This is a genomic window from Flavobacterium algoris (assembly GCF_048158525.1).
Lineage (GTDB): Bacteria > Bacteroidota > Bacteroidia > Flavobacteriales > Flavobacteriaceae > Flavobacterium > Flavobacterium algoris.
The window spans coordinates 34,994-53,830 of record NZ_JBLNKT010000007.1 but is presented as its reverse complement, the minus strand read 5'-3'; the positions used below and the strand labels follow the sequence as shown (position 1 = coordinate 53,830).

Here is an 18,837-nt window from a genome sequence, read left to right as displayed (position 1 = left end):
AACTGAAGTAGTTTTAGTTCTTATATTTAGCTAAAAAAGCGAATCAAATTATTATTTTTGATTCGCTTTTTTTATACAAAACAATTTGATTATTGTTGCTTTTGTTGCTGCTGAAGTAGCTCTATGTAATCCAATTGTTCCTGGAGTTCAATGGAAACTTCTTCGAGTTGCACATCATTTATATCTTCAAATTGTCTTCCGTCCTCGTAGCCTATCGAAACGCATACAGAAAGCGTTTGTCTGGAAAGTCCCTTTTACCGGCGTGCAATCATAGAAATTACTACCTACTGACAGTTTCACGTGATTGTCCATCGTCCAGATATTATTAGTAGGATCAAGACCAAGCCAGCTTTGTTTTGGAGTATAAATTTCTACCCAAGCGTGTGTGGCGCCTTCGCCTCTGAGTCCGCTTTCGTTAGGGCAAATGTAACCGCTCACATAGCGCGAAGGAATTCCTGCCATCCGTAAAAGTTGTAATAGTACATGCGCAAGGTCTTGGCAAACGCCTTTTCTAATTTCTAAAATCTCATCGACCGTAGTTTCTATATTGGTGATTCCTTTGGTGTACTTAAAATTTGTAAAAATGTATTGATTGCATTGTTGCGCAATTTCTATAATGGGTTTGTCAATACAGTTTATTTAGTCCAGAATTGCACTGATTTCGTTTTGCTTTTTGATGGTTTCGGGATAACTAAGGCGCAATAAAAGAATGCTCTTTTCTTTTTCTTTTGCAAAATCCTTTACTGTAGTATGATCTATTTCAGGGATTTTTAGTGAATGATTGACACGAACTAACATTCTGGATTCGATAGTCATTTCAGTATGCGCTTCCAATGTATTAAAGTTGCCTACTTGATTACTGAAGTAATCCTGAGAAATTTCGACCTCGGGATTATTTGTTATTAAAAGTTGGTATTGAAGCACATCTTGGTTGTCAAAATGGTGTGGGAATAAACGAATCTCATTTATACTTTCTTTTATGGGCCAGTTGTATTGGTATTTTGTAAGGTGGACTATTTTGAAAATCGCCATTTTTTATTAGGTGTAAGAGAAAAATAATTTAGAAAAATCGGTTGAAAACTGTATCAATTGTGTTCTGGTATTGTTGAGTAAGTCTTCTAATTCTTGGTTGGTAAGGTGATGATAATCAGTAAATTCGACAGAACTTTTTAGTCTTCCAAATTGGTTGTGCAAGGTTCGTGCTTCGCTCAAATTATTGTCTTCCAATACATAAAACTCTCCTTTTGCTCCCCGAATCAAATCTATCCCTGCAATATGCACATGGATGTTGTGAGGTACTTTAATACCATGAACTTCTTGGATATAATGCGGACAAGAGGTGATTAATGAAGCCGGAATAATACCTTCTTTTATAATAAGCTGTTCGTTATAGATGTCTTCCAAGAATAAATTGAGTGCTTTTAGCCTTTGTTTTATTCCTGATTCTACTTCGTTCCAGTCTTGTTGGGTAATGATTCTTGGAATAATATCAAAAGGAAAAATCCTTTCAATGCCTTGATTGTCGTCACTATAAACGGTAAAAGTAATCCTTTGATTCATAAAAAAATCATAAGCCTGCCTATGCTTATCATTCAGTTTTTCGGGATTTAAACTTTGTAATGTTTGCAATACTTGACGGTAAGATTCCCGAACTCCTTCATTAGAAAACATTTCGTCCCAACCATTTGGGTTTAAATTAGGCATCAATTTCATCATAACACATATTGTTAAAAAATTAAACTTTTCTGTGTTTTGTTATAAAAAATACACCTTTAAAGCTAAAATGCTAATTTAATTTTCATGTAAATAAGTATTACGTGACTATTTAATAATTTTTATAGCATTATTTTTTTGACAATTATTTTGTTTTGCAATGTTGTTTTTTTTGATTTCGCAGTAGAATAAATATTTTTTGATTGATAAACCCCGTAAAATATAGCACTTGAGGATTTGTTATTTAAAAAAATGAATATATAGTTTGTAAAAAAGAAGGGTGTGAAAATAAAAATAGAAAAGAGTAGTTTCTATTTGCGAAAAAGAATGGTCAATTTTAGACTGTAAATTGAACGGTAGTTTTTAATTCGAATCAAAAGAAAAATCCCAGTTATAATTAGATTTAATAACTGGGATCAGAATTTATTTTATGTAAATAACCGTGTTTCGATTATTTATTGAAAGAAGATTTTATAGCTTTCATTACACTTGGAGTTGACCATTGACCAGCCACAATAATACGTCTGATGGTGTATAGCGGATCAATTGAATCTCTTTTGGTAGACAGGATAAATGCCATTTGGTAGCCGCTCTTTTTTATTTCGGGTATCGCTTCTTTGTTCCACAAACCAAAAGGATAAGCAAAATAAGTTACTGGTTTACCAATGATGTCTTCTAATTTCTTTTTGGGTTTTACCAATTGAGTCTCCCAGTCTTCTCCAGCGTATTTAGTCACCATATGATGATCCCAAGTATGTGCTGCAACTGTATTCCCGCTGTCAGATAAACTTTTAATTTGCTCTTTTGTCAAATAGTTAGGGCGGTTAATGGAAACGGTCATCACAAAGAATACTCCTTTGAAACCGTATTTTTTCATTTCGGCAGCACCTAAACTGTATTGTTCTCCTCTTGTATCGTCAAATGTGATCATGATTGGATTTGTTGGTAACGGAGCATCATGAACTAAATATTCATACAATTGATTGGGTAAAATGCTATGATATCCTTCGTCTGACAACGCTTTCATTTGTTGTGCAAAATTAGCTGGAGTCACCGTATAGGTTTTTGTCATTTCACCTGCATTGGCGCTAAGCTCCTTAATGTTATGATAACATAATATAGGTACTTCTTTTTTGGAAAGAATGGTTGCCAAGTCAGCCATTTCTTTTTTGGGAGCAACTTTTTGAACGGGTGTATTTACTTCGGTTGTCTCTTTTTCTATTTTAGTTGGTTTAGAGTTGCAACCAACTAATAGAAATAAACCTATAGAAACTAAAAATAAGATATTTTTCATAATTGAAAAGCGAATTATTGGTATTGAATGTAGATAGGTTTAGGAGTAAATTTCATTAGCTCTTCCGGAGTGTACATTACCCAATTTTTTTTAATGTCATTTTTATAAAACAATTTAAAACCGGTAAATTGAACCGGTTCTCTATAAATATAACTTAGATAAGTAGATCTTTTCAAGATTCTGTCGCCAAAACCATCCATATCCATTACAATCTGTACTTCAGGCACTTTTTTTATATTTTTATAGTTAGTTACCATCCCTTGTGTAAAACGGTGTACTACTAGTATTTTTGGAGTCAGCTTGTTTTTACGGACTACATTTGCCAAAATATCAATAGCATCATTGATATCATCAGCATCGAAAGTACCTATTTTTGAGCCGGGGCGATGCCCACCCTTCATCGAAAATTCAGGGTCAATTCCTAAATGGACATTAGGCATTGATAGGTATTTTTCTAATGTTGTCACTTCATCTTTTACATTACTATGACCTACTTGGATGTCTAGAAATACCAAGGCATCTATAGGTTTTGCCCAACTTAAAATCGTATCAATTTGTTTAAAAGGCATACGCATTCTGTGTTTGTTGTCTTTTCCAGGTGCGCCTTGGGCAGTGATGGCAATATAATGCAAAGCAGGAATTGTTTTCACGGAAGGATCTACCGCCTGCCATTTGGCGACTTCACCTTGTAATTTTTTAATCATTTCGTTTCTTGGAAGTTCGCCTAAAATCCCCATTCTTTTGGAATATAAATTTCCGTAATAGGCAATGATTCGATTGTATGGCAAAAGTGCTCCTGGCAAAGGATAAGGCGTTTTTACTGGCCATTTCCCTGTAGTATCATTATTGCTTAAGGCCAACATTCTTTTATTATAATCAAGAGTGTCAATGGTAAGAGCTGTTTTTTTGACTAAGGTATCAGGCTGTTTTGTTACTGTTTTTTCTTCTCCGTTTACTGTATCAGCGGCTTTCCCGCGATTACAACTGGACACAAAAAATAAAAAGGGAAGTATAAGTAATGCGAGAGCTGGCTTTTTCATAAATAAACGGTGTTTAGTTTTCAATGCAAATATAAAGTATTTTGTGCGTGGCTTGTCAATTATAATACCGCCTAAAGGCTATATTTTTTACATAATTCACGGATTCAGATTGCGAATTTAAGGTTGCCTGAATTTTAACAGGAATTGGTTGGTAAAGATTTTTTTTTTTATATTAAACGTATAAATTTCTTTTTTATGCGCTTCTTGAATCTTAAATTGAAATTAAAAATGATTTATTAATATTTACATAACAAGATTTTTACAGAATAATTAGTTGTTTTTAAAACGTATTTATATAAATTGCGAATTACAATTAATTAGAGGAATATGTCAGAAATAGATGCAGAACGGGCGCGGCTAAAATTAAGGAAAGATAATAAAGGCTGGAAAAAGTGGGGACCTTATTTAACAGAAAGACAATGGGGAACGGTTCGGGAAGATTATTCCCAAAACGGGGATGCCTGGAATAATATTACCCATGATATGGCACGTTCAAAAGCATATCGCTGGGGAGAAGAAGGTATTGGTGGAATTTCTGATAATAAGCAACATATTTGTTTTGCTTTCGCTTTTTGGAACCATAAAGACCATATTCTAAAAGAACGGTTTTTTGGCTTGACCGGAAATGAATCAAATCATGGTGAAGATGTTAAAGAATTGTATTTCTACCAAGATGCTACGCCTACCCATTCGTACCAAAAGATGCTTTACAAGTATCCTCAAGCTGCTTTTCCTTATGAAAAATTGGTTAACGAAAGCAAAAAACGAACACGTCTTCAACCGGAATATGAATTACTTGACACAGGGATTTTTGATAAAGATGCCTATTTTGATATTTCTATTGAATACGCAAAAGCCGATGAACAGGATATATTAATTAAAGTTACAGTTGAAAATAGATCAAATGTTGCTGCTCCCATGACGGTTTTGCCAACGCTTTGGTTTAGGAATACGTGGTGTTGGGGGTATGAAAAATATAGTCATAAACCAATATTAACGGGTATTGGAAACTCTATTATTGAAGTAAGTCATCGTTTGGTAGGGCATTTTAAATTATACGCTGAAAAGGCAAAGGAAGTTTTATTCTGCGATAATGAAACAAATTTTGAGCGATTATATAATTCTCCCAATCCAACGCAATACACCAAAGATGGTATAAATGACTATATTGTCAATAAACGCAAAGAGGCTGTAAATCCGAATCATATTGGTACTAAAGCTTCGGTAAAATTTGAGGACGTAATTCCTGCGAATGGTAAAAAGGTCTATCGCATGCGATTTACGAATCAAACTCCGAGTGATGCTTTTGCCGATTTTGATACTATTTTTGAAAAACGACTTGTTGAAGCTGATGGGTTTTATGCCAGTCTCCAAAAAGGAATTGAAGAAGAAAAATTAAGGTCTGTACAACGCCAAGCGTATGCAGGGATGCTTTGGACGAAACAATGGTATTATTATAATGTATTTGAATGGATAAAAGGAGATCCATCGATGCCAAAACCTGATTTGAACAGGAAGAATGGACGAAACAGTTCTTGGAAACACTTATATACTTCCAATATCCTATCGATGCCAGACAAGTGGGAATATCCTTGGTTTGCCGCATGGGATTTAGCATTTCATACGTTGCCTTTGGCTCGTCTTGATCCTGATTTTGCAAAAAGACAATTGTCAGTAATCTTGAGGGAATATTATATGCATCCAAATGGTCAAATACCGGCTTACGAATGGTCCTTTTCCGATGTAAATCCGCCAGTACATGCTTGGGCAACTTGGAAGGTTTATGAAATTGACAAGGAAATGAATGGCGGAAAAGGAGACATTGTTTTCTTGGAACGCATTTTCCATAAACTGCTATTAAATTTCACTTGGTGGGTGAATTTGAAAGATGAAGGCGGCAATAACATTTTTGGGGGTGGATTCCTTGGAATGGATAATATTGGAGTTTTTGACCGTTCAGCGGCTTTGCCAACCGGTGGTCATTTAGAGCAAGCTGATGGAACAGGTTGGATGGCGATGTACAGCTTAAATATGTTGCGTATAGCTTGTGAAATCTCTCTTGAAAATCCTGTTTATCAGGATATGGCTTCTAAATTTTTTGAGCACTTTTTACACATTGCTGGAGCCATGCAATCCATTGGTGGTGATAAATTAAATCTTTGGGACGAAGATGACCAGTTTTATTACGACATGCTTCACAAAGAAAATGGAGATGCCGAGCTTTTAAAAGTACGTTCCATGGTGGGGTTAATTCCTTTATTTGCGGTCGAAGTTTTAAATGCAGAATTGCTAGAAAAATTACCCGATTTTAAACGCCGTGTCGAATGGGTATTGAATAACCGTCCTGATTTAGCCAGTTTAATCTCCAGTTGGTATCATCCCGGAAAAGGCGAAACCCGTTTGCTTTCCATCCTTCGAGGTCATCGAATGAAAATGATCATGAAGCGAATGTTTGATGAAACAGAGTTTTTATCCGATTTCGGAATTCGTTCGTTGTCCAAATATCATAAAGAGCATCCTTATAAATTTAATTATGAAGGAGGAACGGTTCAAGTCGATTATACACCAGCCGAGGCTACGGGTGATATGTTTGGCGGAAATTCAAATTGGAGAGGTCCTATTTGGTTTCCAATGAATTATTTGATTTTAGACTCTTTAGAAAAATTCTCGAGTTATTACGGAAACGACTATGAAGTTGAATTCCCTACAAACTCAGGGCAAATGATGAATATAAAACAAGCTGCAGAAGGAGTTTCTAAGCGATTATTATCTCTATTTATCCCGGATGAGAATAAGAAAATTCCAATGTATGGTGAATACGAGAAGTTTCAAAATGACCCTGTTTTCAACAAAAACCACTTGTTTTTTGAATACTTTGACGGAGATACCGGTAAAGGATTAGGTGCCAATCACCAAACTGGTTGGACCGGACTAATCTCAGAAATTATCCGACAGTTATATGTGAAATAAAAACGAATCTATTTATTAAAAACAAAAAGACCATCAGCAATGATGGTCTTTTTTATGTACGGTTTAATTTATTTCTTAACGCTGTATTTTTCAGTTCTGGCATCTTTGATTACCCCTTTCCAGTTTAATCCGAAACCAAAATCATACATATTCCCATTAGCATCTATATAAGGAGTCATGTCGTGAGGTACGTCTTCCATTTGTTTTTCAACCGTAGACATATTCAATGGCATTTGTAAAGGCAACAATCCAGAAGGCTCTGTTTTTCCAGAAATAATATCCATTAAAGCTTCTACTTGTACACCAAATTCACCCACTATTGCATCAACTTCTTTTTCAAATTCACCAAAAACCATTGGGTTTGAAATATTTACAGATACCAGTACCGGCTTGCCATTCATTGCTTTTTTAGTTTCCAGAATCGTATTTAAATCCGGATACGAATTTGATTTAGACGTTTTATTCAAATACGAGCGGTTTGTAATCGTTGGATCAATCACAGGATCTCCGGCAGCAATACTTTGCGCTCTGGCATCTACTGCCGTATACTCTTTTAATTGCAAACTGATTGGAACATATCCATTTCCACCGGCCTCTCTATCGGCTCTGCTGTATCCGCCACTGATGGGGCTTTTGATAAATACGATGGCAAAATCAGCTTTAGCAGGATCATCCGTTACGGTATAATATTTTTTAATCAATTCTAAATTAATCGGATATTCAATTTTTTCAGGAGAAGGTTGACCAAAAAAGTTGATTCCTGCAGGAGTAACTCTTTTCGGGATATATACGGTCTTTCCCTTTGCGATTGGCAAAGTTTTGTTTTGATTTTTAATCATCACAATAGATTTTAATTGTGTGTCATAACCCGCTTTCATAAATTCAGGTTGACCTACAATTGCTTTGGTCTCATTAGCATCTAAATAAGCATTTTCGAATAATCCCACTCTAAAAATGTTCAAAAGTAAACGAACCGCTGATTGCTCAAAACGTTTGCGCATAAACGTTTCGCCATGTTCTTTAATACCCATTTGGTATGCTTCAAGCACAGGCTTAATGTCATTATTTCCACCAAATTGATCCACCCCGGCCATCATAACTTTGTAATGTCTTTCCGCAACATTTAATTTTTCAACACCCCATGATTTACCTGCAAAGACATCAGGTGTAGGTCCTTCGTTTGCTGTAATTAGCCAATCGGTACATACCACTCCGTCATAACCGTATTTATTTCTCAATAAATCAGTAACGATGTATTTACTAAATCCGTTTCCAACATTCTCGCCGTATTTTTTATCCTGACCATACGAAATCGTATAATACGGCATCACTGCCGATGCTTTTTTAGTTTTTCCTTTCAATTTAAAAGCGCCTTCTAAAAAGGTTTTTAAATGAGTTTCAAAATTATTACCTGGATACACGGCAAATTTTCCATAAGCAAAATGTCCATCACGACCTCCTTCTTCCGGGCCTCCACTTGGCCAATGTTTTACCATTGCGTTGACACTTTGATTCCCCCATCCCTCATAAACAGCAATTGATTTGGGTGAGGTTTGAAATCCATCTACATAGGCTCTTGCCATATCCGTGGCTAATTTTGGGTCTTCGCCAAAAGTACCTACAAAACGATTCCATCTTGGTTCTGTCGCTAAATCAATTTGTGGAGATAAGGCTGTAGTAATTCCTAAGGCTCTGTATTCCTTGGCCGCAATAGATCCGAATTTCTCTGTAATTGATGGGTCAAATGTTGCTGCCAATCCTAATTCCTCAGGCCATTGTGATATGGAACCGCCTGATCCTGCATTGTATTCAGAATCTTTATTGGCTCCATTTCTTGGGTCAGAACTGTTATTGGATGGAATTCCCATTCCAATCCCTTCCACTAATGCTTGTATGTTGTTATTCCATTGTGCCGCAATTATCGGGCTTTGAACCGAAGTCATTAGCACATGGCGTAAATTATCTTTGGTTAAAAATGCAATTTGTTGATCGGACAAATCGGAAGGTTTTGCGCCACTTTTAGAAAATGGTTTTTCATTATATGTTCCGGTAAACATTCCTGCTTCCTGCGCCGGGACAGATTGATGCCTGCTATATAACATTAATCCGGCCATTTGCTCTACTGTCATTTTGGTGGCAAGATCTTTGGCACGTTCCGCTACCGGTTTTCTCCAATCTTCATAGATATCTAATTTGCCATTTTTATTCAAGTCTTTAAAAGCTAAACCGTCTACTTGTATGATTTTAACTCCCGATTTGGGTGAATATCCTAATGTTTGGCCTCCTCTATTTTGAACAATAGTGTGAGAGTCTTTAGGTATTTCCGTCCATTTTTTTTGAGCATAAGTTTGCGTTCCAACAAGTAAAATTAACGCAGGTAATATTATTTTTCTTTTCATATTTTGGTTGTTGTATTTGGTATGTAAATAGCTTTATTATATTGGTTTAATACTTTGTTATCCTATTTTTGACGGAGAAAATCGGTGTCAACTGTCCGCCTTATTTCTATTCGATTTACGAAAACGATTTCAAATATAATAAATAATGCGTCACTTCAACACAATGAAATAAAAATATTTTTAAAAAAATATTCAGAACTAACTAAAAATAAACATTTTAAGAATACTTTGTGTGAAATAAAAGTACTCTTTTAGAGCATGCGACAAACAAAAAACCTATTATTACAAAATGTCGTAACCAAAAGGAGTATTTAAAAACAGGTATTCCGTTAAACTGGTTTTTTAGTTATTTTTACATCATTCTAATCAACCAAAAATGAATAAATTTTCAGCTTTACTTATCGCATTGATATTGCCCATTTTTCTTTTTGGTCAAGTTAAAAACGATTCATTATTAAAAGAACTAGATAATACCGTCAATGAATATGGGTTGTATTTAAATCGAAAAGAGGCCGATATAAATAAGCTTCAAGGGCTTTTACACTATACTGCTACAGACTTGCAAAAATTCGATATTTATGGCAAATTGTATGTTCAATACAAAGCATACCAGTCGGATTCAGCATTAATTTACGCTAGAAAGAGCCTGCTGATTTCTCAAAAATTAAAAAATCCTGACAAAGTAAACGAAGCAAAATTAAACGTTGCCTCGATAATGGGAACTTTAGGAATGTATAAGGAATCCCTTGATATATTGGAAACAATAAACATCCATTTGACGCCAAATCTAATGGGAACGTATTATTGGACGAATCGGATTATCTATGGTTATTTGAATGATTATGCCACTTCCAGTCAAGAAAAAAAGGAATATGATGCATTGACAAAAAAATACAGAGATTCGGCAATGCTTTATTTCCCCTCAAAATCAATACAATTTTGTATCGCCAAATCAGACCAATTATTGGAGCATGGGCATCCGGATAAAGCGATTGAATTGCTGCGTGTATTCTTTTCAAAAACAGCAAAACAAGATCCGGATAGAGCCGTTATTGCTTATATTATTTCGGAAGGGTATCGATTGAAAAAAAACAAAGAACAGGAAGAAAAGTGGTTGATTGTCTCTGCAATATCGGATTTACAATTGGTAAAAAAAGAAAATATTTCTTTGCGTAAATTGGCTTTCATCTTATATGAACAAGGCGATATAGACCGGGCCTATAAATACACCAAAAGATCACTAGAAGATGCTCTTTTTTGTAATGCCAAATTGAGAACCTACGAAATATCAAAAATGTTGCCCATTATCAATGAGGCTTATGAGAATAAAAATGAAACCAATAGAACGCAGTTAATCATTTTTTTAATTTGTGCCAGCATCTTATCCTTGTTCTTATTAGTTGTTTTGATTCTGCTTTTTAAACAAATGAAAAAATTGGCGAATGCCCAAAAAGAAATAAGTTTAGCCAATACTAAACTGTCGGTATTGAACAAGGAATTAAATGAAATCAATGAAAAGTTGAATCAAACCAATGCGACACTTGCCGAAGCGAGTTTGTTGAAAGAAATTTATATTGGCCGCTACATGGATCAATGTTCGGATTACATTGCAAAACAGGAGGAATACAGACGAAAATTGAATGTAATGGCTACCGCAGGGAAAATGAATGAACTCGTAAAAGCAGTGAAGTCAAATACTCCTATTGAGAAAGAATTAAAAGAATTTTATACTAATTTTGACCAAACCTTTTTACAATTATTCCCCAATTTCATTGCTGAGTTTTCGAAATTGTTAGTAGACAAAGAGCTGCTTCATTTGAAACAAGGGGAGCTTCTAAACACAGAGTTAAGAATCTTTGCATTAATCCGTTTAGGCATTAAAGACAGTACAAAAATCGCAGAATTTTTAAGGTATTCCCTATCGACGATTTACAATTATCGTTCCCAAATAAAAAACAAATCGGTAGGACCCAGGGAAGAATTTGAATCCAAAGTCCTTTTAATTGGGTCATCCGGCAAAAACTAAAACCGTTTACCTCACTAGTACTAGTTGAAAAAGAGTATTTATTGCATTTTTATTTTATAAATCTACTACTTTTTTTGTATGTAAATTAGTTTTAAATTATTGATTTATAGTTAATTATAAAAAATATAATTTACTTTTTTTCTGCCTTTAAAATTTTAAGTAAGTAAAGAATCTACTTTTACTATATCGAAATTTTTGAAATATAAGGCAGTACTCAAATGTGTTTAATAAATCGATTTCGTTCAAAAAACCATTAACTAAAAAATTTAAAATGAAAGTAGCATTATCAAAGGGAATGGCCATTGCATTGTTTTGCTTTGGACTAGTATCAACAAACCCATCTGTAGCGCAGGAAAAAAAACCGACAATTGAGCGCAAATGGTGGAAGGAAGCCGTTGTGTATCAAATTTATCCAAGAAGTTTCAAAGACACTGATGGAGATGGAGTAGGAGATTTGAAAGGGATTATTCAAAAATTAGATTACATCAAAAGTTTAGGAATAGATGTGGTTTGGTTAAATCCAATTTACAGTTCGCCAAATGCGGATAACGGATACGATATTTCGGATTATCAATCTATCATGAAAGAATTTGGAACCATGGAAGATTTTGATACATTATTAAAAGGAATGCATGAAAGAGGTTTGAAATTAGTAATGGATTTAGTTGTCAATCACAGTTCAGATGAGCATAAATGGTTTCAGGAAAGTAGAAAATCCCGAGACAATCCATACCGAGATTATTACCATTGGTGGCCAGCCGAAAAAGGAAAACCAGCTTTCCGCCCTGGTGCTTTTGAAGTAGATGGTAGCGGTTGGAGATATGATAAACAAACGGATTCTTATTATTTACATTACTTCAGCTATAAACAACCAGATTTGAATTGGGAAAATCCAAAATTGCGTCAGGAAATTTATAGTATGATGAATTGGTGGTTACAAAAAGGGATTGATGGATTCCGTATGGACGTGATTCCATTTATCGCAAAAGACACGACTTTTCCGGTAATCACTCAAGCTGATTTAGATAAAAACTACCAAGGACGTTGGGATGTTTTTATGGCCAGCGGACCTCATTTACACGATTATTTAAAAGAAATGAATAAAGAAGTTTTAAGTAAATATGATGTAATGGCATTAGCAGAGGGTTCTGGAATGACGCTTAAATCAGCTCACGATTTTGTGGATGCCGATAGAAAAGAATTGGATATGGGGTATCATTTTGAAGGCACCAACTTAGGATATATTCCTGGTTATTTCACAAAGATGAATCCAAATTGGAGTTTAGTTGATTTCAAAAAAATCTATTCTGACTGGGATGCTGTTTACGACCAAAAAGGATGGGGTACCATTTATTTAGGGAACCACGATCAACCTAGAATGACTTCTCGTTGGGGAAATGACGCACCGGAATTTAGAGCTGTTTCATCAAAAATGTTAACCACTTTTTTACTTTCGATGAAAGGAACGCCCTATTATTATAATGGAGACGAAATAGGAATGGTAAATGCCAAATTCAATAAAATTGAAGATTATAGAGATATCGAAACGATTGCAGAATATGAAAAAGTAAAAATTGCCGGGGGTGATTTAAAACAATTTATCGAAGATCAAAAAACAGGTGGGGCAAGAGACAACGGAAGAACTCCTTTTCAATGGGATAGCTCTAAAAATGGAGGTTTTTCAACAGCGGAACCTTGGTTAAAAGTAAATGAAAATTACACTGTTTTGAACGCAGCGGCACAAGAAAAAGATCCAAATTCAGTATTGAATTACTTTAGAAAAATGACGAAACTTCGCAAATCGAATCCCGTTTTAGTTTATGGAAAATACACCCTTTTAGACAAAAACAATCCTAATGTGTATGCGTACACCAGAGAATTAGAGGGTAAAAAAGTATTGGTGTTATTAAATTTTTCTGCAAAAAATGCAGTAGCAAATACTGGAATTAATTTAAAAAACGCAAAAGTGTTGATTAATAATTATGCAACGGTATCAAAAAAAGCAACACTAAGACCTTATGAGGCTCTTGTTTTAGAGTTGAAATAAGCGACATAATTTTACTAATAATTTACTATATTGTCTATGTTTTACATTTAAAAAAGGACGATATAGTAAATTGTTTTAATAAAAAACTTCCTTTAAGTTAAGAGGAAGTAAATCCAAAGCTTTGCTCAAATCTTGCGGATAGAAAAGGTTACAAGATTTATTTCCTGAAACCATAATTTTAATGACTTTGGATTGATTACACCATCTTCTTCAATTCCTATACATCTATAGCGTCATAAACAACTACTTTTTCCCATAAATGAGAACAGTTCTTTATAAAAGCTTGATGAATTGGGTGGTCCTGATATATTTTCTGCCCGGCTTCATCATCAAAAAACATGAGTTCTGAAACACTCCAAGAAGTGTCTACTACTTCACGCTTTTCCGTTGAAGCTATAATTCCTATATGAATTTGGCGAATAGTTGGAATGGCTGCTAAGGTTTTTAAACCGGAAATCAATTGCTGTTTATCAGCCTCGGATTGGGGGTTCTTTAACCAAAAAAACACATGGTGCAACAAGGGTTTTTTCTTTGGACGCATTGCAAAGCCCATAATACCTGCAACTCCAAATAAAGCTGCAGAACCAATAAATCTTCTACGTATCATCAATTTATTTATTTTAAAAGGTAAATATCGAAATTTAAAAAATAAAAAAAGACAAAATGACCCCTTAATATTTTATTCCTAAATTTTTTAAAACAATTAATTCCCCAATTCTTTTTCGTCGTGCCAGTCAAATATTGATTTACGCTTAGTAATCAGTTCAAGAATGCTTTCAGCTGTTCCGTTTTGTGAGAGTTAGGATTTAAATGAACCATGCCATTTTACACCTATTTTCAAACAAAAAGAAGGCTATACCCTAAATGAATATGCAATAATGAATTAATTAGACCTTCTGGAGAATAGTTGTAACCAGCCTTCCTTTTTTTAATTATTTTTATACGGTTTTAACAAAGAAGAAATGGAAGCAATTTTAAGAAGACAAATTGAGAAAATAATAAAATTAACGGATGATGAATTTCAATTGGTACTCTCGTACTTTTCGGTAGGTACATATAAAAAACATCAATACATTGTGCAACAGGGAAATTCCGTTCCGGATGTTCATTTCGTAGTAAAGGGCCTCTTAAAATCTTTTTATATAGATAAATCGGGTAAGAACCATATTCTGCAATTTGCCATGGAAGATTGGTGGATAACTGATAATCAAGGTTTTTATAATAAAGAGAATGCCACGCTCAATATTGACTGCTTAGAAGATGCACAAACCTATTCTATCACTCTTGAAAACAGAGAAAAGTTGTGTGTCGAGTCACAGAAAATGGAATTTTTCTTTTTGCAAAAAATGACTGCCGGTAATATTGCGCTTCAAAACCGAATTCTCTCGCTTATGAGCAAGAATTCAGAGGAACGATACACGCAATTTATCCAATTATATCCGCATTTGATTCACCGTATTCCTAAAACTTTAATAGCATCCTATCTGGGTATTTCAAGAGAAACATTGAGCCGTTTGTCTCATTGACGTGATATAGGTCACAAATTTTCTGTGAGGTATGTCCTTTATAATCCATCGAATGTTTTCGAATTTTGTAATTCATAAAATTTTAAAATTATAGATATGGAAAATATAGCGTTAGTAGTTGGAGCGACCGGAATAACGGGTAGCAATCTCGCAGAAAGACTTATTGCTAAAGGCTGGACAACTTTCGGTTTAGCCAGAAACCCACGAAAAGATATAGAAAACCTTCAGCCTGTTGCTGCAGATCTTTTGGATTTGGAGAATTTAAAAACAGCTTTAAAAGACATTTCTCCCACACACATTTACATTACAAGTTGGATGCGCCAGGATTCTGAAGCCGAAAACATACGAGTAAACAGCTTGATGGTCAGAAATCTTCTGGAGGCATTATCTTCTAAAAAATCAGTGAAACACGTAGCGCTTGTTACGGGACTGAAACATTATCTTGGACCGTTTGAGGCTTACGCCAAAGAAGGGTTTTTACCGGAAACGCCCCTTAGGGAAGAGCAACCCCGTCTTGAGATAGAAAATTTTTACTATGCCCAAGAAGATGAAGTTTATGCCGCTGCAGCGCGAGATGGTTTTACATGGAGTATCCACCGACCGCATACGGTTATAGGCAAAGCGGTGGGCAATTTAATGAATCTTGGCACTACGCTCGCGGTGTATGCCAGCATTTGTAAAGAAACAGGTAAGCCGTTTCAGTGGCCGGGTTCAGGAGCACAATGGGATGGACTTTCAGACGTAACGGATGCCAGAGTATTGGCAGAACATTTAATATGGGCTTCCACTACAGAAACGGCTCGTAATGAAGCTTTCAACGTGGTAAATGGAGACTTTTTTCGCTGGAAATGGCTGTGGAAAAAATTAGCAGAATCGTTCGGGATTGATGCAATAGGCTTTGATGGTACGATACATCCACTTGAGGAACAAATGGTAAATGATGCTCCGGTTTGGAAAAACATAGCCGTTCAACATGCTCTTGCAGAGTCTGATTTAAGCAGACTGGCATCTCCTTGGCATACTGATCTTGACTTGGGACGCCCAATAGAAGTGATGACTGATATGTCTAAAAGCCGTACACTTGGCTTCACTGTTTTTCAAAGAACGGAAGACTCATTTTACGATTTGTTTGAACAGCTTCGGGTGGAACGATTGATTCCGTAATGGAAGTTTTCTTTTAGCTATTTATGAAATCTTACAAAAAAAGGTTTCAAGATATTCTCTTGAAACCTTTTATAGTGTTGCTCTACTTACTATTGTCTTATTTCATTGCAGGCATACCTCCCTGATTGTTTTGATCTCCTTCTTTAAGGTCATCATTACTAACCCCTTTCTTCCTGGCTCCGGTGAACTTCATTGAACCAAAATTATAGCTGAATGTAACTCCAAAAGAGCGTATTGGAAATTTAAAGATACTGGTTTGACTGAATCCCTGTCCACTTGAATTCTGTTTAAATTCTAAATCCTTTTTGAATGGTGATACCATGTTAACTCCCAATGATGCTGCTTTGTTCCAAAACTGTTTTTTGACTCCAAATACCATTAGATTAAAAGCGGGACTGGTACCTTGCAAGGTTTTCTTAGAAGAATTTTGGATTACAAAAGCTTCAGCTGAAATGTCCTTTTTTAATTGAAGTGTCCCACTCACGAAAGCAGAATATTGAATTGTTGTACTATTCGTGGATTGTTCCAAGTTGTATAGTCCAGTTGGATCTGGTTTGTACGTAAAGGCATTAAAGTTTCCACGTAAAGTCAATATCTTAAACGGATTTACGGAACCGAAAAAACTCATTCCAAAAGATTTATTGCTCCCAATGTTTTGATAATTGGTGATTGTTCCTGTCTCATCTGATAAAGGTGTTGCAATACCTTCAATTAGGTCTGAAGTATATTTATAATACGCCGAAATGTTCAGGCTACGCTTTTGCGAAAATGTGGAGTACCCAAATTCTACGGTTTGTGAAACTTCAGGATTAAGGGTTGGATTTCCTTGTGTTTGTGCTTGAATGTTTGATTTATTGATAAATGGATTGAGGTACGTAAAGCTTGGTCTTGAAATACGTTTGCTGTACGTCAATTTTAAAGAAGCCGATTGTGACAATGCTTTCTGTAACGTAAAGCTTGGAATAAAGGTTCCATAGTCAATTTTGAATGGGCTTAAATCGGTTTGCAGCGCATTCGTAGGATCACCTTTGATGGCTGTGTTTTCAAAACGAGCGCCTGCCATTACGGTAAAACCTTTGGGTAAAGTTAGCGTTCCTACTGTATAAAGCGACGCAACATCCTGGTCGTAATTGTATAAATTAGAACTGATAGGGTCATAAACAAATGCATTTTGTGCATCAGGAACATAATTTTGGAAATCGCTCGAAATCTTTCTGATGATAGTTTTACCTCCGGCTTCCAGTTTGAACTTTTCGGTTACCGGCAAGGTATAATCCAATTGGAGTGTGTATTCATTATTTGTTCCGTCATTATTTGCTTTTTGATTGGTATAAAAACTGGAATACATATTTTGATAATCGGTATTGACTAAACTATGGCTCCATTGTGATGAAAATGTAAGTTCGTGTCCCTCTTTTGCAAATTTATGGCTATAGTTAAGATTCCAGTCAAATCCTCCAAAAGAGTTTTTTGCACTGCTTTGTCCAGTATAAATGCTGCTGTTCGCGTTATTCAGATAATCAGTAAAGGTATTTTCACTCGTGCCTGTTCGCTTAAATCCTCCGTCGTTATATCGGAAAGTGGTGCTTAAACTGTTGAAAGTATTAAAATCATATCCAGCTGTTACAGATGCCACTACGCCACTACGTTTTACTTCGTTAGTACCTTTACTCGTTTGCAAACTGTTGGCGGTACTGTTGTTTAAAATTTGATTCGATTCGGAAGCGGACTCTTGTGGCCAGCCATTGTTGAACCCAACATTTGCCGAAAGGCTGAAACGGTTTTTATTATAATTAACATTAGCGTTAAAATTATTTTGTCTTGTGCCAATCCCACCACTTACAGAGCCACTTATACCGGAAGTGCTTTTTTGTTTAGTGATAATGTTTATGATTCCGGCGGATCCTTCGGCATCGTATTTTGCTGATGGTGAAGTAACCACTTCGATGTTTTTGATTTGGTCTGCAGGTATTGTTTTCAATACATCAGCAAGGTTAGCTGATGTAGCTCCTGAAGGTTTTCCGTTGATTAACACACGCACATTTGCGTCTCCGCGGATAGAAACATTACCGTTGATATCTACATTTACCATAGGTACTTTTTGTAATACGTCTGTAGCATTACCACCAGTTGCTGTCAAGTCTTTTTCTACGTTGTAAACAATTTTGTCAATCTTGTTCGTCACTTGTTGCGTTTTCCCTATGACTACAACTTCTGCAAGTGTATTTGTTTCAGGACTTAGAATTATTTTCCCAATTTCAAGATCCAACTTTGCATCCGTTGTAAGGATTGATTTAATAGTTTTGTCATTGTAACCAATAAATGAAATGGTAACGGTATACGTTCCGGCCTGAATTTCATTCAATTTGAAATTTCCTGCAGCATCGGTCAAAACGCCCGTTATGGGTTTAGTAGAGTTGATTTTGTAAAGACTTACCGAAGCATAATCTATGGGAGCCTTAGTTATCGAATCGATTACGGTACCAGAAATTTTTCCCTTTAAGCTATTCGTTCCGGTAAAAGTTTGCGATTTTACAGTTACAACAGCAAAAAACATTACGGTTAGAAGGATGATTTTTTTCATTTTTAAGATATTTTAAGTTCTGAATCCATTGGAATTTTTAAACAAATTCGTTTGGATTACGGGACAAAGCAACA

At 35.4% G+C, this 18,837-nt stretch carries 13 protein-coding genes; 5 read left to right on the top strand and 8 right to left on the bottom strand.

The features are described 5' to 3' along the window. Nucleotides 1-186 precede the first annotated feature (186 nt). From ACM55I_RS05555 to ACM55I_RS05535, 5 genes are all read right to left on the bottom strand, one after another. Nucleotides 187-555 carry a transglutaminase-like domain-containing protein gene (locus ACM55I_RS05555; protein ID WP_416845876.1) on the bottom strand — a complete coding sequence of 123 codons (369 nt, stop codon included), beginning with the start codon at nucleotides 553-555 and terminating at the stop codon, nucleotides 187-189. 84 nt (nucleotides 556-639) lie between these two features. After that, a complete protein-coding gene (locus ACM55I_RS05550) occupies nucleotides 640-1,032 on the bottom strand; it encodes a transglutaminase N-terminal domain-containing protein (protein WP_416845767.1) in 393 nt (130 codons plus the stop codon). Between the two features lie 6 nt (nucleotides 1,033-1,038). Further along, entirely contained in the window at nucleotides 1,039-1,716 is a 678-nt protein-coding gene (locus tag ACM55I_RS05545; protein ID WP_416845766.1) for a circularly permuted type 2 ATP-grasp protein, read from the bottom strand. 448 nt (nucleotides 1,717-2,164) lie between these two features. Then, complete coding sequence (locus ACM55I_RS05540) at nucleotides 2,165-3,007, bottom strand: polysaccharide deacetylase family protein (RefSeq protein ID WP_416845765.1); 843 nt, start codon at nucleotides 3,005-3,007, stop codon at nucleotides 2,165-2,167. Between the two features lie 14 nt (nucleotides 3,008-3,021). Further along, nucleotides 3,022-4,047, bottom strand: a complete 1,026-nt coding sequence (locus tag ACM55I_RS05535) for a hypothetical protein (RefSeq protein ID WP_416845764.1) — start codon at nucleotides 4,045-4,047, stop codon at nucleotides 3,022-3,024. 327 nt (nucleotides 4,048-4,374) lie between these two features. Here ACM55I_RS05535 and ACM55I_RS05530 point away from each other — a divergent pair, with 327 nt between their 5' ends. Then, nucleotides 4,375-7,017: an MGH1-like glycoside hydrolase domain-containing protein gene (locus tag ACM55I_RS05530; protein ID WP_416845763.1), complete on the top strand. Its 2,643-nt coding sequence runs from the start codon at nucleotides 4,375-4,377 to the stop codon at nucleotides 7,015-7,017. A 68-nt stretch (nucleotides 7,018-7,085) separates the two neighbouring features. Here the strand turns inward: ACM55I_RS05530 and ACM55I_RS05525 are convergent, their stop codons facing one another. Next, on the bottom strand, nucleotides 7,086-9,416 hold the full coding sequence (locus ACM55I_RS05525) for a glycoside hydrolase family 3 protein (RefSeq protein ID WP_416845762.1): 2,331 nt from the start codon (nucleotides 9,414-9,416) through the stop codon (nucleotides 7,086-7,088). 376 nt (nucleotides 9,417-9,792) lie between these two features. Between ACM55I_RS05525 and ACM55I_RS05520 the strand changes: the two genes are divergently transcribed. Both ACM55I_RS05520 and ACM55I_RS05515 read left to right on the top strand, forming a co-directional pair. Further along, entirely contained in the window at nucleotides 9,793-11,442 is a 1,650-nt protein-coding gene (locus tag ACM55I_RS05520) for a DUF6377 domain-containing protein (RefSeq protein ID WP_416845761.1), read from the top strand. 271 nt (nucleotides 11,443-11,713) lie between these two features. Beyond that, complete coding sequence (locus ACM55I_RS05515) at nucleotides 11,714-13,489, top strand: glycoside hydrolase family 13 protein (RefSeq protein ID WP_416845760.1); 1,776 nt, start codon at nucleotides 11,714-11,716, stop codon at nucleotides 13,487-13,489. Between the two features lie 217 nt (nucleotides 13,490-13,706). Here the strand turns inward: ACM55I_RS05515 and ACM55I_RS05510 are convergent, their stop codons facing one another. After that, the gene (locus ACM55I_RS05510) at nucleotides 13,707-14,096 is read right to left on the bottom strand and encodes a Dabb family protein (protein ID WP_416845759.1); all 390 of its coding nucleotides are present in this window, start codon (nucleotides 14,094-14,096) and stop codon (nucleotides 13,707-13,709) included. A gap of 355 nt (nucleotides 14,097-14,451) precedes the next feature. On the opposite strand from ACM55I_RS05510, the gene ACM55I_RS05505 reads away from it, so the two are divergent. Together ACM55I_RS05505 and ACM55I_RS05500 are read left to right on the top strand one after the other, a co-directional pair. Next, nucleotides 14,452-15,015 carry a Crp/Fnr family transcriptional regulator gene (locus ACM55I_RS05505; protein WP_416845758.1) on the top strand — a complete coding sequence of 188 codons (564 nt, stop codon included), beginning with the start codon at nucleotides 14,452-14,454 and terminating at the stop codon, nucleotides 15,013-15,015. 96 nt (nucleotides 15,016-15,111) lie between these two features. Next, complete coding sequence (locus ACM55I_RS05500) at nucleotides 15,112-16,179, top strand: SDR family oxidoreductase (protein WP_416845757.1); 1,068 nt, start codon at nucleotides 15,112-15,114, stop codon at nucleotides 16,177-16,179. A 97-nt stretch (nucleotides 16,180-16,276) separates the two neighbouring features. Here ACM55I_RS05500 and ACM55I_RS05495 read toward each other — a convergent pair whose 3' ends face one another. Then, on the bottom strand, nucleotides 16,277-18,763 hold the full coding sequence (locus ACM55I_RS05495) for a TonB-dependent receptor (protein ID WP_416845756.1): 2,487 nt from the start codon (nucleotides 18,761-18,763) through the stop codon (nucleotides 16,277-16,279). Nucleotides 18,764-18,837 lie beyond the last annotated feature (74 nt).

What these genes read in the sequence shown, in the direction of transcription:
- ACM55I_RS05550 (WP_416845767.1), bottom strand. Translation starts at nt 1,032, where the DNA reads ATGGCGATTTTCAAAATAGTCCACCTTACAAAATACCAATACAACTGG.
- ACM55I_RS05545 (WP_416845766.1), bottom strand. Translation starts at nt 1,716, where the DNA reads ATGATGAAATTGATGCCTAATTTAAACCCAAATGGTTGGGACGAAATG.
- ACM55I_RS05540 (WP_416845765.1), bottom strand. Translation starts at nt 3,007, where the DNA reads ATGAAAAATATCTTATTTTTAGTTTCTATAGGTTTATTTCTATTAGTT.
- ACM55I_RS05535 (WP_416845764.1), bottom strand. Translation starts at nt 4,047, where the DNA reads ATGAAAAAGCCAGCTCTCGCATTACTTATACTTCCCTTTTTATTTTTT.
- ACM55I_RS05530 (WP_416845763.1), top strand. Translation starts at nt 4,375, where the DNA reads ATGTCAGAAATAGATGCAGAACGGGCGCGGCTAAAATTAAGGAAAGAT.
- ACM55I_RS05525 (WP_416845762.1), bottom strand. Translation starts at nt 9,416, where the DNA reads ATGAAAAGAAAAATAATATTACCTGCGTTAATTTTACTTGTTGGAACG.
- ACM55I_RS05520 (WP_416845761.1), top strand. Translation starts at nt 9,793, where the DNA reads ATGAATAAATTTTCAGCTTTACTTATCGCATTGATATTGCCCATTTTT.
- ACM55I_RS05515 (WP_416845760.1), top strand. Translation starts at nt 11,714, where the DNA reads ATGAAAGTAGCATTATCAAAGGGAATGGCCATTGCATTGTTTTGCTTT.
- ACM55I_RS05510 (WP_416845759.1), bottom strand. Translation starts at nt 14,096, where the DNA reads ATGATACGTAGAAGATTTATTGGTTCTGCAGCTTTATTTGGAGTTGCA.
- ACM55I_RS05505 (WP_416845758.1), top strand. Translation starts at nt 14,452, where the DNA reads ATGGAAGCAATTTTAAGAAGACAAATTGAGAAAATAATAAAATTAACG.
- ACM55I_RS05500 (WP_416845757.1), top strand. Translation starts at nt 15,112, where the DNA reads ATGGAAAATATAGCGTTAGTAGTTGGAGCGACCGGAATAACGGGTAGC.
- ACM55I_RS05495 (WP_416845756.1), bottom strand. Translation starts at nt 18,763, where the DNA reads ATGAAAAAAATCATCCTTCTAACCGTAATGTTTTTTGCTGTTGTAACT.